The organism is Sulfuriroseicoccus oceanibius (assembly GCF_010681825.2).
GTDB classification, from domain to species: domain Bacteria; phylum Verrucomicrobiota; class Verrucomicrobiia; order Verrucomicrobiales; family SLCJ01; genus Sulfuriroseicoccus; species Sulfuriroseicoccus oceanibius.
On sequence record NZ_CP066776.1, the window covers coordinates 684,647 to 699,567 of the forward strand.

General features: G+C 59.1%; 11 protein-coding genes. 9 read left to right on the plus strand and 2 right to left on the minus strand.

Annotated features, from left to right (window positions below):
• Nucleotides 1-22: 22 nt before the first annotated feature.
• The 3 genes from G3M56_RS02615 to G3M56_RS02625 all read left to right on the plus strand — a co-directional run bounded on the left by G3M56_RS02615 (nucleotide 23) and on the right by G3M56_RS02625 (nucleotide 3,797).
• Nucleotides 23-739, plus strand: coding sequence for a hypothetical protein (locus G3M56_RS02615; RefSeq protein WP_164363051.1), 717 nt, complete (start codon nucleotides 23-25; stop codon nucleotides 737-739).
• Nucleotides 740-837: 98 nt separating this feature from the next.
• Nucleotides 838-2,721, plus strand: coding sequence for an alpha-L-fucosidase (locus G3M56_RS02620; protein ID WP_164363053.1), 1,884 nt, complete (start codon nucleotides 838-840; stop codon nucleotides 2,719-2,721).
• 26 nt (nucleotides 2,722-2,747) lie between these two features.
• Entirely contained in the window at nucleotides 2,748-3,797 is a 1,050-nt protein-coding gene (locus tag G3M56_RS02625; protein ID WP_164363055.1) for a glycoside hydrolase family protein, read from the plus strand.
• A 421-nt stretch (nucleotides 3,798-4,218) separates the two neighbouring features.
• Here the strand turns inward: G3M56_RS02625 and G3M56_RS02630 are convergent, their stop codons facing one another.
• Nucleotides 4,219-4,896 carry a PEP-CTERM sorting domain-containing protein gene (locus tag G3M56_RS02630; RefSeq protein WP_164363058.1) on the minus strand — a complete coding sequence of 226 codons (678 nt, stop codon included), beginning with the start codon at nucleotides 4,894-4,896 and terminating at the stop codon, nucleotides 4,219-4,221.
• 263 nt (nucleotides 4,897-5,159) lie between these two features.
• On the opposite strand from G3M56_RS02630, the gene G3M56_RS02635 reads away from it, so the two are divergent.
• The 6 genes from G3M56_RS02635 to fabD all read left to right on the plus strand — a co-directional run bounded on the left by G3M56_RS02635 (nucleotide 5,160) and on the right by fabD (nucleotide 13,119).
• On the plus strand, nucleotides 5,160-5,561 hold the full coding sequence (locus G3M56_RS02635) for a BlaI/MecI/CopY family transcriptional regulator (protein WP_164363060.1): 402 nt from the start codon (nucleotides 5,160-5,162) through the stop codon (nucleotides 5,559-5,561).
• 20 nt (nucleotides 5,562-5,581) lie between these two features.
• On the plus strand, nucleotides 5,582-7,357 hold the full coding sequence (locus tag G3M56_RS02640) for a M56 family metallopeptidase (protein WP_164363063.1): 1,776 nt from the start codon (nucleotides 5,582-5,584) through the stop codon (nucleotides 7,355-7,357).
• 347 nt (nucleotides 7,358-7,704) lie between these two features.
• Complete coding sequence (locus tag G3M56_RS02645; protein WP_164363065.1) at nucleotides 7,705-9,360, plus strand: hypothetical protein; 1,656 nt, start codon at nucleotides 7,705-7,707, stop codon at nucleotides 9,358-9,360.
• A gap of 193 nt (nucleotides 9,361-9,553) precedes the next feature.
• Complete coding sequence (locus G3M56_RS02650; protein ID WP_164363068.1) at nucleotides 9,554-10,252, plus strand: platelet-activating factor acetylhydrolase IB subunit; 699 nt, start codon at nucleotides 9,554-9,556, stop codon at nucleotides 10,250-10,252.
• 39 nt (nucleotides 10,253-10,291) lie between these two features.
• Nucleotides 10,292-11,572 (plus strand): hypothetical protein, encoded by a 1,281-nt coding sequence (locus tag G3M56_RS02655; RefSeq protein ID WP_164363070.1) that lies wholly within the window; start codon nucleotides 10,292-10,294, stop codon nucleotides 11,570-11,572.
• 608 nt (nucleotides 11,573-12,180) lie between these two features.
• Entirely contained in the window at nucleotides 12,181-13,119 is a 939-nt protein-coding gene (gene fabD / locus G3M56_RS02660; RefSeq protein WP_164363073.1) for an ACP S-malonyltransferase, read from the plus strand.
• Between the two features lie 106 nt (nucleotides 13,120-13,225).
• Here the strand turns inward: fabD and G3M56_RS02665 are convergent, their stop codons facing one another.
• Entirely contained in the window at nucleotides 13,226-14,818 is a 1,593-nt protein-coding gene (locus tag G3M56_RS02665) for a bifunctional GNAT family N-acetyltransferase/carbon-nitrogen hydrolase family protein (RefSeq protein WP_164363075.1), read from the minus strand.
• Between the last annotated feature and the right edge of the window lie 103 nt (nucleotides 14,819-14,921).

Consider the following 14,921-nt stretch of genomic DNA (forward strand, 5'->3'; position numbering starts at 1 on the left):
TTGTGATTTAGTGATTACTCCTATGAAGAAGATTATTGGATTGTTGTGTGTGATGTTTCTGGTGCTGCCGGTATGCGCCCAGAGCGGAGGTCAGGCGGTGCGCACCTATGCGCGATTCCTCTACTTGAAAAAGCATCAGAGCACGCCGAGCGAGCTGTTGGTGATGGGGCGCAAGGGGCCGGAAGAGATCCGGATCTCGGGCCGCGCACCTGGTGAATACGTCGTGCTGCCCTCTAACGGGCAGATCATCGTGGGGACCCCGGGGGCGGACGAGGAAAATCCGATCATTCCATTGGTGAGCAAGAAGGTGCCTGCCGGTGCCACCAAGGTGCTGGTCCTGTTGGCTCCAATCGCAGATGGCAAGTACAGCGCCATGCTTCTCGATGAGCGCGAGTTCAAGGGCGGCAGTATTTTCTTCATCAACAACTCCGGCGAAGGGATCGGCGTGGCGGTGGATGAGAAGAAATGGATGGTGCGCAACCGCTCGACCAAGTTGGTCCAACTCAAGGTCGACGATGACGCCCGCAACACGCACGTCTCGTTCCATGTGCAGAGCGACGATCCGAAGAAGGGCAATCGCTTGAAGCTCCTCGGTGAGCACATTTGGAACATCGATCCCAAGCGTGGGGAGATCTGTGTGTTCTATCGCGACGAGATCCGCAACCGCTCGGCCTACAAGGTGTTCGCCAGCTACTTTTACCCGATTGAGCGCGACCGCGGCTCTTCGCAGGGCTCCTAGGGAATGGGTGCGCCGTACAAATATGGTGCGGCGTGCATTCTGCTGAAAGATAGGCTGGATCTCCACGTCTCATTGGTGCATTAATTTTTGCATTAATCATGAGCGTAAAACGAGCTTTAGCAGTCGCAGTGGCGGCGCAGATGGTAGTCGGGGGGATCGCGCAGGCGGACCCGGAAGTGAGCCCCTATGCCGGCGCGGCTGGATGGAAGGAGACCAAGCAGGAGCGGCTCCAGTGGTTCAAGGATGCCAAGTTCGGCATGTTCATCCACTGGGGGTTGTATGCTCCGGCGGGTGGGTATTGGCCGCCGACCCAAGAAACGGGGAAGAAGTATCCGCAGCACTATTCCGAGTGGATCCGCTTTTGGGCGAACGTATCGGAGCCGGAGTATGGGAGTTTGACCAAGCCGTTGTTCCAGCCTGATCCCGGATGTACGGACGAATGGGCGCAACTGGCGAAGGATGCCGGGATGAAGTACACGGTGCTGACCACCAAGCACCACGACGGTTACACGCTCTTTAACTCCAACGCGCCGTACTCGCTGAAGAACGACATTACCGGGAGTACGAACATTTCCCCCGACGGGCGCGACTTGGTTGCGGAGTATGCACAATCGGTGCGCGATGCAGGGCTCAAGGTGGGCTTTTATTATTCGTTGATCGACTGGCAACATCCTCATGCGTTGCCGCATAGCAGGAAGTGGCCAATCGCCGACGGTGCGGATCACGGCAAGTACGTCGATTACATGCATCAGCACATGGTGCAGTTGTTCTCCGACTACGGCCGCAGTGACTTGATGTGGGTGGACTACTCGAGTGCCCAGCATCAGGGGTCGGTGTGGAAGACGAACAAACTTCTGACCAAGCTGCACGAGCTGCAGCCGCAGGCGCTGGTCAACAACCGCTTCTGGAACGGTCTGGAGAATAGTCACGGTGATTTCTTCACGCCGGAAAAATACATCCCGGCGTCTGGCTATCCGGGCCGTGTGTTTGAAGTCTGCCACACGATGAATGAATCGTTTGGCTATTCGCATCACGACACCAAGTGGAAGAGCACCAAGGACGTGGTCGAGATGCTGGTGGACATCGTTTCCAAAGGGGGCAATCTGTTGCTCAACGTGGGGCCGGATCCAAAGGGCCACATCCCTGACGAGTCTGCGCGCGTGCTGCGTGAGACCGGGCAGTGGCTCGAAGTTTATGGCGATGCGATCTACGGCACCGATGCCACGCCATTCGCCAAGTTGTCGTTCGATGGGCGCTGCACGCGCAAGGTGCGTGAGGATGGATCTACGGATCTGTTTTTCCATCTGTTCAGCTGGCCGGAGGAGGGCAAGATCGTGCTGCCGGTGCTCGATAACGAGTTGGTCGGTGCGCGGATGCTGGCGAGTGGCAAGGCGTTGAACGTGACGACCTCGGATGCAGGAGTCGTGATTGATCTGCCCGAGTCCGCTGAAAATGCGGTGTGCGACGTGGTCGTGCTGCGTGTGATGGGTGAGCCGAAAGTGAATGAACTGCTGAGCTTGCCACAACAACAAGCCGATCGAAGCGTGGTCGTTCAGGCGGCGGCAATGAAGCTGCACGGCACGAAGGGACTGCGGGTGACTCCAGCCTCTGGTGAGGTGCCAGCGCACGTCAGCTACTGGCTGCGCACCGACCAGTCGGTGGAGATTGCGTTCAACGTGACCCAGCCGGGGCAGGTCCACGCGGGTGGGCAAGTGACACGCCAGCCAGGGCGCTATGCGGTGTGGCTGCGTTACGCGGCGGATCCCCGGGGAGGTGGTGAATTCGCGCTCGAGACCGTGGGGGATCAGAAGCTTGAGGGCGAACTCAAGCCGACCGGCGGTTGGCAGAAATTCACCGATCTCAAGGTGGGTGAAATCACACTGACCGATGCGGGTGAAACCTCGATCAAGCTGAAGGCCACGGCGATTGCCAAAGCTGGGTTTATCAATCTGGCATCGCTGAAGCTGGTGCCGCTCGACTGATCCGAACCGAAACCCATCAAAGACTGATGAAGCGATTGATCCTCTGGTGCGCCCTCGCTCTTGCGTGGGGCGCGCCTTCCTGGCAGGCGTTGGCGGCTGAAAGCCCGTCGGCGCAACTTCAGCCGATTACCGAGGCCAACCATTTCCGCGATCCGGATTGGTATCAATGGGGAGGTTCGATCCTGCGCGGTGAGGACGGTGGTTATTGGTTGTTCTACTCCCGCTGGCCCAAGTCGCACGGGTTCTACGCCTGGCTGACCGATTCTGAAGTCGCCGTGGCGCGCTCCGATTCTCCGGCGGGACCGTGGAAGTACCAGTACACGGCTTTGAAGGGACGCGGCGGCGCCCATTGGGATGCCGTGACCGCCCACAACCCGAAGATCAAGCACTTCGATGGGAGGTATTACCTCTACTATATTTCTACCGTCGGCGACTACTCGGACGATGAACGAAAGAAGATCGCGAAGACTGGCTACTCGCATCCGGCGTGGTCGAAGTTGCGCAATGCCCAGCGCACGGGCGTGGCGGTGGCGGATTCTCCAGCGGGGCCGTGGAAACGCGCGGATTCCCCCATCTTCGAACCGACGCCCCCTCTGCACACCATCGTGGTGAACCCGGCCATCGTGCAACGTAAGCAGGGCGATTACCTGTTGATGGTCAAAGGTGACCGCGAACCTCGGCGGGGATCACCACGGATCCAGGCTGTGGCAATCTCGGATTCACCGGTGGGGCCTTTTGCGGTTCAGCCGGAGCCTGCGATCCGCGACTTTGATACCGAAGATGCGTCACTGTGGTATGACTCCAAGCTCGACGAGTACCGCGCGATCTATCACGCGCATTCCCACTACGGGGTGATCACCTCGAAGGACGGCGTCACGTGGAAGGGAAGCAAGCACGCGGTTTACCATCCGAAGCGTTTCCGGTGGGAGGATGGCTCTGTATTCACCGCGCATCGGATTGAGCGTCCGTTCATTCATCTGGGTGAAGACGGCGAGCCCGCGGTGTTTCTGACGAGCTACTTCAAAGCCGGGCACTCGGCCATTCTCACCATTCCGTTCGCGGTGGAGGAAAACTAGAGAGATCTAAGTTCCGGGTCAGGCCCTTGGTTCGGTTGAGGTTGTGCCGCCCTTTTCAGGGCTCCTGATTGTGGTGCGGTGGTCTCCCCATGGCGTTGCCATGGGCTGTGTTAGGATGCGCCTCCGGCGCGGCGTGTTAGTGCGTGGCGGTGTCGGACATAGCACCGGAGGTGCGGGGCATCGTAGCCCACGGCGGAGCCGTGGGGGGCATGAGCGAGACCAGTAGAGCCCCGTAGGGGCGGCGCAACGATGTGCTCACAAGTGTGGATCCCGGTGTTGAGCCTCACCTCATGGGATGGCGCAGGATTGAGCGTTGTGGCTCCGCGCCGAGTGGAATGACGCAGCGCGATGGAGATCGGCAAATAGCAAAAAACACTCCGCGCTCCGTCGTCGACGGAACGCAGAGTGCCTGATGGTTGATCTACTTGCGCCGACGCATGATCAGGGCCAGACCACCGATACCGAGGAGCGCTGCGGAGGACGGCTCCGGTATGGCTTGTGCGGTTTCAAAGACGGTCAGGGCGTTGAGTTGGCCGCCTTTTGAATTCGAGCCGGCAAATGCCTCGATGGTGAAGTCCTGGGTTGTTGAGTCGGCGGTGAAGACACCGGTGACAAGCAGGCCGTTGCCCCATGTGACGCCACTGATCCCGTAAGAATATTGACCCTGATTGATACCATCAAATTCGACGGTGCGGCCGGGAATGTCACCTGCGCCGCGGCCATCGTAGACGAGAGCTTGGATGCGGTAGGTTTTGCCGATGATCAGGCCGTCGAGGCTGACAGTATCGGCGGCACCTCCGCCGCCATAGATACCGTGTTCTGAGAGTAGTTGGCCATTCTGGTGGAAGCCATCGAAGGTTCCTCCGGTCGTGAACGTGGTGTTGCCAGCGGCGAATGTGATGCCGTCAAAGGTGGTTTCCGAACCGCCGAGGTTTTCCGCCGAGACAAGCGTTCCGGAGGTGTCGAAGAGACCTTCGTTGAGGAGTTCGCCGAAGTTGCCGCTGGTGGGTGCGATCTCTGATCCCCACTGGATGGTGGCTGCGTTGGCCGCACTGGCAGCGAGAAGTGAGGCTGCGATGAGGTATGTGGTTGCTTTCATTGTTGGTATGTTTGTGGCTTTCTATTTGCCTGGGTGGGCTGGGTCGGCAGCTTGCGGTCCCAGGTGCGACGGATTCTGATGTGCAAATTATTTTGCGTCAATATCGTTTGCAAAGATTTGTGCGAAAGTTGCCTTCGTGCTTCCTCGGACAATGTTTGTCGCGGTGGTTGATTGAGAGGTGCGTGGGCTTTTTTTCTCGACGATGCAGTGAATGCACATTATGGTGCGGCGCATAGCCCATCCTCCGCGAAATCCCATAATCTATGGCAAAGACGAGCAAAAAACCGGACTTTGAGAACCTCAGCCGCCGCGAGCGTGAGGTGATGTATGTCGTGCACCAGCATGGGCGGGTGTCCGCCGAGATGGTGCAGAGTGACCTGCCCAATGAGATCTCGTACTCTGGAGCCCGACGCTACCTCTCTATTCTTGAGGAGAAAGGCTTCCTGACGATGGAGAAAGAGGGCGCGCGCTACTTCTATTCGCCGGTGGCCGATACCACCGAGGTAGGGCTGGGATTGTTGAAGAAGGCCTTTGGTGCGTTTTTCAATGGTTCTCCTGTGATGGGGATTGCAAATTTTGTGCAGCGCGAGGGAAGTAAAATGGATGCCCGCGAGCTGGCTTACCTGGAGAAACTGATCCAGGATGCGAAAGAGCAAGGGCAGTAACCCTGAGTTGATTTCGCTTTTTGTTCCACTGGCTGGTCATCGTTGCGCTCAAGGCGTGTTTGGTCTTGAGCATGTTGCTGGGAGGCGTGTTGCTGACCCGCCGCACGGCATCGTCGGTGGTAAGTTTGGTGATAGCGGCGGTATTGTTGTCGCTGCCGTTTTTGGATGTGGCGGGCGGCTGGATTGGAGCATGGCATTGGCAGGTGCCGGAGTTGGCTTCGACTGGTGCGTTTTCCCGCGAGCTTCCGGCGTTTGAGTCACTGCAGATGGCGGGGCAGGTGCCGGCGGGAGTTGTGGATCGCAGTGACTATGCGGGGGAGTCGGAGCGCGGAATCGTTTTCTGGGGGCTGACGTTGTGGGGGATGGGAGCGGTCACGGTGTTGGCTTTGCGGTTGTGGCGGATGCTCAACGTACGTTTGCGCTATGCCCGGTCCGAACCCTTGGCACCGGAGCACCCCTTGGTTGCACGATTGGCGGCGGTCGCGGATCGCGTCGGGGTGGAGCAAGTGCCGTGGCTTTTGATGAATCCGGCGATTAGAGGGCCTCAGACGTCGGGGATCCTGCGGTCTTACATTCTGGTGCCGGCGGGGTTTGACCGGCTCGGGAACGAGGCGCAGGAGATGATTTTGTGTCATGAACTGGCGCACGTGCGGCGGGGCGATGTGTTGGTGAGGCTGATGCTTGAGGTGGTTTTGGTGTTGTTCTGGTTTCACCCTCTGGTGTGGTTGGCGCTTAGGCGTTATGACCTGGAGACCGAGAAGGCGTGTGATGATGCGGTGTTGGATGCCGGCTATTCGGCGGCAGCCTATAGCGAGGCCTTGTTGATGATGGTGAAGGCGGATCACTCGGGAGGGGCTGCCGGTGGAGTGCGCAAGCGGATTGAGTCGGTCCTGAACCGTGGCAAGCATCGGCTACCTGTGTCACGAAGGTCCGCTGTTGGGTTCGTGACGCTGGTTTTGCTATTGCTGGCACCGGTTGCGTTGTTGGCGATTTCTCCCTATCCTCGGGTGCCGAAGTTTGAGCCGCTTGAGCCGGAGGGGGAGTTGCGGGCGCTGTGGCGGATGTCGCTCGGGCGTGGATCCGTGCTACCAGACTGGAGCGGCAACGATTGTCACGGGCGGGTGATCGGAGCGCAGTGGGTGAACGATCCGGAGCGCGGTGCGTGCCTGAGCTTCGACGGTGTGGATGACCATCTGGTGCTGCGTGCGCCGGATGCGGACTGGACGCGGCGGCCGTTCACTCTGTGTATTTGGTTGAAGCCTCCCGTAAGTGCCGATGGAGGAGGTTTGCTGTTAAAGGGGGATAACAATCAGGTGTGGAGTAGTGCGGTCGGTGATCCGAAAGACCGGTTTGAGAGGGGGGAGCGGTTCGCCGAGCGGGAGATTTCGCTGGCCGGGGACAGTTTGCCTGCGGGATGGCAGGAAATGCGGACCTTCCAGCCTGGGTTGAACCCAACGCTCAACTATTACAACGCGGCATTCCAGCGGTCGATGAGCCCGCTGCGTGCCGGTCAGTGGAACCATTTGGCAATTGTGTGGAACCCGAATACGGCCGGAGGCGCGGATGTGGCCATGTTCATCAACGGACAGGAAGTGGGAGTCGATAGTTTGTTTATCGCAAAGCTGGGCGGGCATCACGACTGGCCGACGTCGGTGTGGTACTTCGCACGGGGGGAGTCGCCGTTGACGAGTGGTAACCACTATGAGGGGCTGGCTTCGGATCTGGCGGTGTTTCAGCGGGCGTTGGATTCGGAGCAGGTCGGCAGGGTGATGCGAGGTGAATTCGGGGCCGAGTGATGTGTGGGTGCTCCTGTTAGTCTGAGGGGGGCAAGTGCTTCGCTTTGAGCGGATTCGGGTGGTCTCTGGGCTGGACTTGGCGGGTTACGAAAATTTGTGTGTGTTGGCGAAAAAAAAGCTAACTATTTTTTTCGCATTCCGTTTATATGGAAGAGCATCCGTCGCCTGAGAGCGACATTTGGCACCATAGCGTTGGGGCGCGGGAGGGGCCGAGTGTTAGCAATTGGTGGCGGATGTTCTTTTTGTTGGTGGTGGGTGGTTTGCTGTGAGAGGGGGACTCAAGCGCTGCAAACTCCGGCGCTTTTTGCACTCGCCTTGGATGCAGTTAGTCGGCTTAGTAGCAGCCGATGAACAAACAACTCAAACAATGGCTGGTGATGCTGGCGGCGTTGGTGCTGGCATCGTGTGTGGACGAGGAGCGCGAGTTCACGCTGAATCCGGACGGGTCTGGCAAAGTGAAGGTGGTTGCTACGTTTTCCACCGACTCGGTGATTTCCTTCAATGGAGAGAGTGACAGCCCGGAGAAGCGGGCGAAGGATGCGGTGAAGGCAACTCTTGAGGATTCCCGCGGCGTGATGACCTGGGCTGACGTCTCGTATGAAGTGCTGGAAGGCAAGAAGGTGAAGTTTGAGGGGACGGCATATTTCCCGGATATCAACAAACTGCGAATCAAGGTGGGATCTACCAAGCTGGATACCTTCCAGCCGGAGATGGTGACGCAGGACGGGGTGGTGACGATCACTTGCCCGGCCAAGGACAAATCCGAGGGTGGCGATGGGGATGTGGGCATCAAGATCGGACCGACCGGCGGGGACGCTGACCAGCCGGAATGGAGCACGTTGAGCAAGGAGGGGCAGGATGCCCGTTTGGCAGAGGTAAAGGCGGAGCTGAGCAAGATGCGCATGATGATTGCGGGCTTGGCCGCGGATATGAGCAACCGGGTGGTATTCCATCTGCCTGCGGATCCACAAGGGGTGACCAATTTCGAGAAGTCGGGCGAGCGCACGCTGCGTGTTGAGCAGAGCGGCGAACAGCTTCTGGCCGCGGTGGACAAGTTGTTGGCCGATGATGAGCAGCTGCGCGGGTTGCTGGCCAGCGGTCACAATGTGATGAAGGACGGGCCTCCCGCCGAGTTGATGCTTGGGGCCAAGGGGGATCCGACGCTGCGCTTCGCGGCGAATGCGCAGCCACAGTTTGATTATGCAAAAGAGCAAGAAGCCGCTGCTACTGCGTTTCCGCAGATGATGAAAGATCTCGGCTTGGTGGTGGTGATGGCGCCGCCGATGAAGGATGGGGCGAAGCTGGAGAATGTGCGGCTTGCCGGGGTGCAGATGGCGACCAAGCAGGTGGATCGCAATCTCCGACCGTTTAACCGCTCGCAGGGCATGTCGCTGGCGTTTGTTGCAGAATTGCCGGGATCGGTTTTCAGCGCGGGCGAGGGGAAACTGACCCGCTTTGTGATGGAGGGCGGCGAAGATATGATGCCGGAGAGTGAGTGGAGCCGGAAACCTAAGAATATCGAGGTGAGCGAGGATGGGAAGTGGCTGAAGTTTGAAGTGCAGGCGGACAAGTTGCCGACCAACGCGATCACCGTGAAAGAGCTGGCCGGCGAGATTGAGTGCATGTCTTCCGGCGGTTCCGAGTGGCTGGATCTTGGGTTCGCCTCACTCAAGGAGGGAGCCAAGGGGAACCTCTACAATGCGGAGGTGAAGAAAGTAGGTGAGCATTCCTACAACGAGGGGAAATACGAGGTTTCCGTGTTTTTCGAGCTCGAGCGGGAGGTGATCAAGGACGTGAAATTCTACGACGCGGATGGGATGGAGATTCCGACCAGCCAGAATGGAGCGAGTTGGGGAGGGAAGCAGACGACGCTTGATTTCACGTTTGATGAATACCCACCGGTCAACGCAAAGGTGAAGGCGGAGATTTACACGGATTTGTTGCGGATCAACGTCCCGTTCCAGCTGGAGAATGTGGTGATCATCCCCGAGGAAGCGGAGTGATCAGCCTCTGATGGAAACCTATCGATGGGCGCTGATCGGATTTTCCCGGTCCGCGCCCTTTTCGTTTTGGAGTGAGCAGAGTGAGGGCTGGGAAATCGGCTTTGATCGAGCACGTGCCGCCCTGTCGATGAATCCAGTGCTTGCCAATAGCGGGACTCGTGGCAATGGTCGGCCTCTTCCCAACGCGCACGCTATGACCAGTACCCAGCCAGAACCCCGCATTGATGTCGATTGGTGGAAGGACCGCCACGAGGAGAAGCTCGCCGAAGTGAAGGCTGCCTCTGGTGACTGTCGGGTGCTGTTTGTCGGCGACTCGATCACGCACAGCTGGGAGGACTATGGGGCAGAGGTTTGGCAGCGTTATTATGCGCCGCGTGGAGCGTTCAATCTGGGGTTTTCCGGGGATCGTACGCAGCATTTGCTCTGGCGGTTGCAGAATGGCGAGCTGGGGGCGCTGCAGCCGGAGGTGATTGTGTTGCTGATCGGCACCAACAACACAGGGCACGTATTCCAAGAGGCGGAGGAAACCGCAGCCGGCGTGGAGGCTGTGGTGGAGCAGTTGCGGCAACATGCGCCTGCCGCGAAGCTGTTGTTGTTGGCGATTTTCCCTCGGGGCGGGACGGTGGATGATCCATTGCGCGTGCGCAATGCGGAGGTGAACGAGCGCATCCAGAGCCTGGCGGATGGCGAGCGGGTGCGTTTCCTTGATGTCGGGGATGGTTTCCTCCATGGCGATGGCTCGTTGCGAGATGAGATCATGCCGGATTTGCTGCATCCGCGAGAGGAGGGGTATCGGTTGTGGGCGGCGGCGATGGAGCCGACATTGGCGGAGATGCTGGGCGATGAACCGTTGGCTCCGATGGAGGGCGAGCTGAAGTTTTCTGAAATCTGACACAAAGAACCGGGGCGCGGTGGCGTATCGGATGAGCTTATGAAATTTTTAAAGAACCTGATTTGGGCCGCGACTCTTGGGGCGGGCATTGTCACGTCGGCTAGTGCGGAGCGTGCGGAACCAACCGATGAGATGAAGGCGAAGGTCGACGGTGCCCTGCAGCGTCTCACTCTTTGGGAGCAGCCGGCGAATCCGGAAGAGCGCCGCACCATGAAGATCATCTACTGGACGCCGAGCGATCGCGAGCCGGCGCCGGGGTATCGCGAGCGTCTGTCCCGCGCGATGCGCCACATTGAAAACTACTACCGCGGCGAGATGCAGCGTCTCGGGTTGGGCGAACGCACGATCGGACTCGAGCCGGCGGAGAATGATCCTGAGCAGGTGAAGATTCACTTGGTCACCGGCAAGAAGCCTTACTCCGAATACAATGTGCAGAGCGGTAATGCGATCCGCGAGGAGTGCCGCGCTGTGATGAAGGAGGCCGGCGTGGATATCGATCAGGAGACAATTGTGATCTTCTGCAACATGTCGAACTGGGATCCGGAGAAGCGAGCCATCAATCAAAACAGTCCGTACTACGCGTGGGGTGTGTCGACCAAAGGGACGGCATGGCAGGTGGATTCGCCGATCCTCGATCCGGAATTCATTCCGGTGAAGGACCAGCACGTGCGCGATGGCCAGTACGGACACATTTCGCTCGGTCGCTACAATTCGATCTTCATCGGTGGGATCGCTCACGAGCTCGGGCATGCGTTGGGGCTGCCGCATTGCCGTGAATGCCAGGCGGAGCGCAGTGTCTACGGCACCGCATTGATGGGCAGTGGCAACTTCACCTACGGGGAAGAGCTGCGTGGCGAGGGACCGGGGAGCTATCTGATTCTGCCTCATGCACTGAAGCTGGCGTCTCATCCGCAGTTCTCGAAGTCGATCAAGGAGATGAACCGTCGCGGTGACCGCAAGCTGACCGATGAGGTGGTGGGCGTGACCGAAGACGGGATGAACGTGCACTACGAGGTGAAAGTGGACGGTACGCCGGAGGTCTACGTGGTGATCGCGTATTTCGATCCGGAGGGCAACAGCGACTACAACTCCGCCATTACCTGTGCGATTCCGGATGAGAATGGGCGCGTGGTGTTGCGTTCGAGCGAGCTGGAGAAAGGCAAACAGTACCAGGGGCGGATCGTTTTCGTCCACGTCAATGGCGATGCCTCGGGCTGGTCATCGTCGGGAACGGTGGTGAATCGTTTCGACTTCTCGACCGCGCCGGATGGCAAAGTCACCATCGGCGGCCTCGGAGCTGCAGCGAAGGCTGGAGAGTAGACGATACTTTAGGGGGCGAAGCGATGGAGTGGTCGCTTCGCTCCTTTTTTTTGGTGGCCGGATGGGAAACCGGCGGTCCGAAGGGGCGCGTTGTGGTGCGGTGAAAATGCTCGCGCAAAGACCCGGGCGGGGGCAAAAGGGGGGCGTGAACCGCTCAATCACCGATGGGGCTACGATACTTTTGTCGTAGGGCGATGGGCTCCGTGGTGAAGTGAGCTTGAGAAACGCCTGAGTCGAGCGCAGTGGTTTCGATAAGGATAAAGATCGCTGATCTGGCGTGCGCGGCGTTGGAGGGACGGTGTCCCCACCGTCAGTGTGGTGCCGTCATGCGCTTCATGCCACGAACTTAGTGGGCTCTGCCGCCAACCAAAGGAATCCGCGTAAATCCGGGTAATCTGCGGTTCCAAAAAGCGAATCCCCCTCCGCGCAGGATCCGGGGCGGCAATATTGAAGAGACGAGGGACTCGCTGCGCTCGGTGCGGTTACGGGTTTCGCTGTCGACGAGGACGTCGAGCCTCCGTAGGCGGGATTTCGCGCCGTCCTGGGGGGAGTTCACCCTTGTGATTTCCGGGTTGCGTGATGGGGTGGGGGCGTGAAAAGTGCCCATTATGAGTACATCGAATGACGTTGTCGTATTGTTTTCCGGTCAGGGCGCCCAGCAGGTGGGTATGGGCAAAGACCTGGTCGCTGAGTTTCCTGTGGCGCTTGAGCTCGCGGAGCGCGCCGACGAAGTGCTCGGCTGGAAGTTGAGCGAGGTCATGTTCGAAGGACCAATGGACGAGTTGACCCGCACGTCGCGTTGCCAGCCGGCGCTCTACTTGCACGGCATGATGGTGCTCGAGATTCTGCGCGACCTCGTGCCGGATCTGAATGTGAAGGCTGCCGCCGGGTTGTCGCTCGGTGAGTTCACCGCGCACGCTGCTGCTGGTACGTTCTCGTTCGAAGATGGACTCAAGTTGGTTGCCCGTCGTGGTCTCTTCATGGAGCAGGCTTGCGAAGCCGAAGGTGGTGCAATGGTCGCCCTCATTGGCGGCGACGAAGAAAAGATCAAGCAACTCGCGGCTGACTGTGATGTCGACGTGGCAAACCTGAACGCACCAGGTCAGATCGTGCTTTCCGGATCGGTCGAGGGGATCGACAAAGCGGCTGCCTCCGCCAAGGAAGCGGCAGGTTGCAAGTTGGCCAAGAAGCTGCCGGTTGCCGGTGCATATCACTCGCGTTTGATGCAGAGCGCGCAGGACAAGTTGGCCGAAGAGCTGGCCGGCGTTGAGCTTTCCACCCCTGAGGTGCCGGTTTGGAGTAACTTCCTGGCCACCACCGTGAGCGATGCTGCTGAGATCCGCTCGGCGCTGGAGAACCAGGTCACCGGATCGGTGCGCTGGGCTGAGTCGATGGCGAAGATTGTGGAAGGCGGCGACACCACCTTCCTCGAGCTCGGGCCGGACAAGGCACTTGCCGGCATGATGAAGCGCATCGCCAAAGGCGCGAGCGTCACCAGCATCGGCTCTGCGGAAGACGTCGAGGCATTCGCTGGCGAAGATGCGTAAGCGTCGCGCGTTTCATTGATTTTGAATCAATCCAGCAACCCGGATCGACGTCCTCAGTCGGTCCGGGTTGTTTTGTATTCACGCCATGTGAACCGAGCGACGCGGATCACTCCTCGGGGTCGGTGACAACGCTGCGTTCGACGCCTCGTTTTTCGAAGGAGTTGCTGAGGTAGTTTTTGAACTCGAAAAGGTCGCGGCGTCGGTCGCTGACCGGAGTGACACTGCCCGCCTCACGCGAGCGGTAGAGGTCGGAGATGTCGAGGTCGGTGACGAGCATGGTCTCGACATTGGCGTCCGACTGGGCTTGCACGCCGTCGCGGGCGAATTCGAAGTCGGACGGGGTGTAAACGGTCGCGCGGCCGTAGTGGATGTCCATCACCGGAACCGCAGGCAGGTTGCCTACGACTCCGGCGGTCACGACGTAGATCTGATTTTCGATTGCCCGGGCGTGGGCGCAGACGCTGACCCGCAGGAAGCCCTGGCGGTTGTCGGTGCAATAGGGGACAAAGATGATCTCGGCGCCCTTTTCGGCAAGATAGCGGGCGGCTTCGGGGAACTCGATATCGTAGCAGATGAGGATGCCCACCTTGGCTTTCGGGGTTTGGATGAGCATCAACTCACTGCCGCCGGAGATGCCCCATGAGATGCGTTCCGACGGGGTGATGTGAAGTTTCGGCTGAGCGACGTGCGTGCCGTCCGGCCTGAAGAGCATCGCCTTGTTGTAGAGCTTTTCGTTCTCCAGAACCGGGTGTGATCCGGCGATGATATAGAGGCCGAATTCCTTCGCCAATCCGCTGACCAAGGCGATGAATTGGTCGGTGCATTCGGCGAGCTTGCGGATGCCTTCTTGCGAGGTTGCCGGATCCATCTGTGACAACAGCTGAACCGAGAAGAACTCGGGGAAGAGCACGAACTCGCTCTTGTAGTCGGCGGCGGTGGACACGAAGTAGCGCACTTGCGCTTCGAAGTCTTCGAATGAAGTCAGGCGCCGCATTTGGTACTGAACACAAGAGACTCGGACCTTGGTGTCTTCATCGACGTTGGGTTGGTAGTCCGGGTTGAGCCATTCGATGAGCGAGGCGTGGTTGCCGCTGCGTTTGTCGTGGATGTAGTTGGGCATTACGGCGCGGACGACGAACCCTTGCTTCAACTGGAAACTGAGAACCTGGTCGTGGATCTCACCGGCTTGGACGCGTGCGACGTACTCCTGTGGGGAGAACTCATCGGCGTACTTTTCGTAGTTCCAGAGCCGGCCGCCGGCGAGGATGCGGCGCAGGTTGAGCTTGCGGCAGAGGTCGCGGCGGCGGGCGTAGAGCGCGTTGCCTATGCCGGCGCGTTGAACTTTCGGATCGACGTAGACATCCGCACCGTAGAGCGTGTCGCCCTGGTAGTTGTGGTTGTAGAAGTAGCCGTCGTCGGTGATGCCGTAGTAGGTGTGTGGTCGCAGCGGGTCGTTGCCAAGATCGACAATCAAGCTCGAGGCCGCGCCGACGATCTCGTCATTGAGCTCGGCGACGAATTGCCCCTCTGGGAAGATGTCGAGATGGCTCTCCAGTTGGGCTGGTTCCCATAGTTCGTCTGTTTCCAAGAGTGTGGGAAACGCGCGGGCGTAGATCTCGATCAATTTCGGGACGTCTTCGGCGCACGCATTGCGTACTTTGAGCGTGCCTGCCGGGGTTTCGAACAAAGTCTCGTCCATAGATGGGATCTGATGGTACACGAGTGGCAGCAGGATGTCAGCCCGTAAGCCCGGAGGGTGGAAAACGGGGGGGCGGAAAATATCACAAACTGTGATTTTCTTG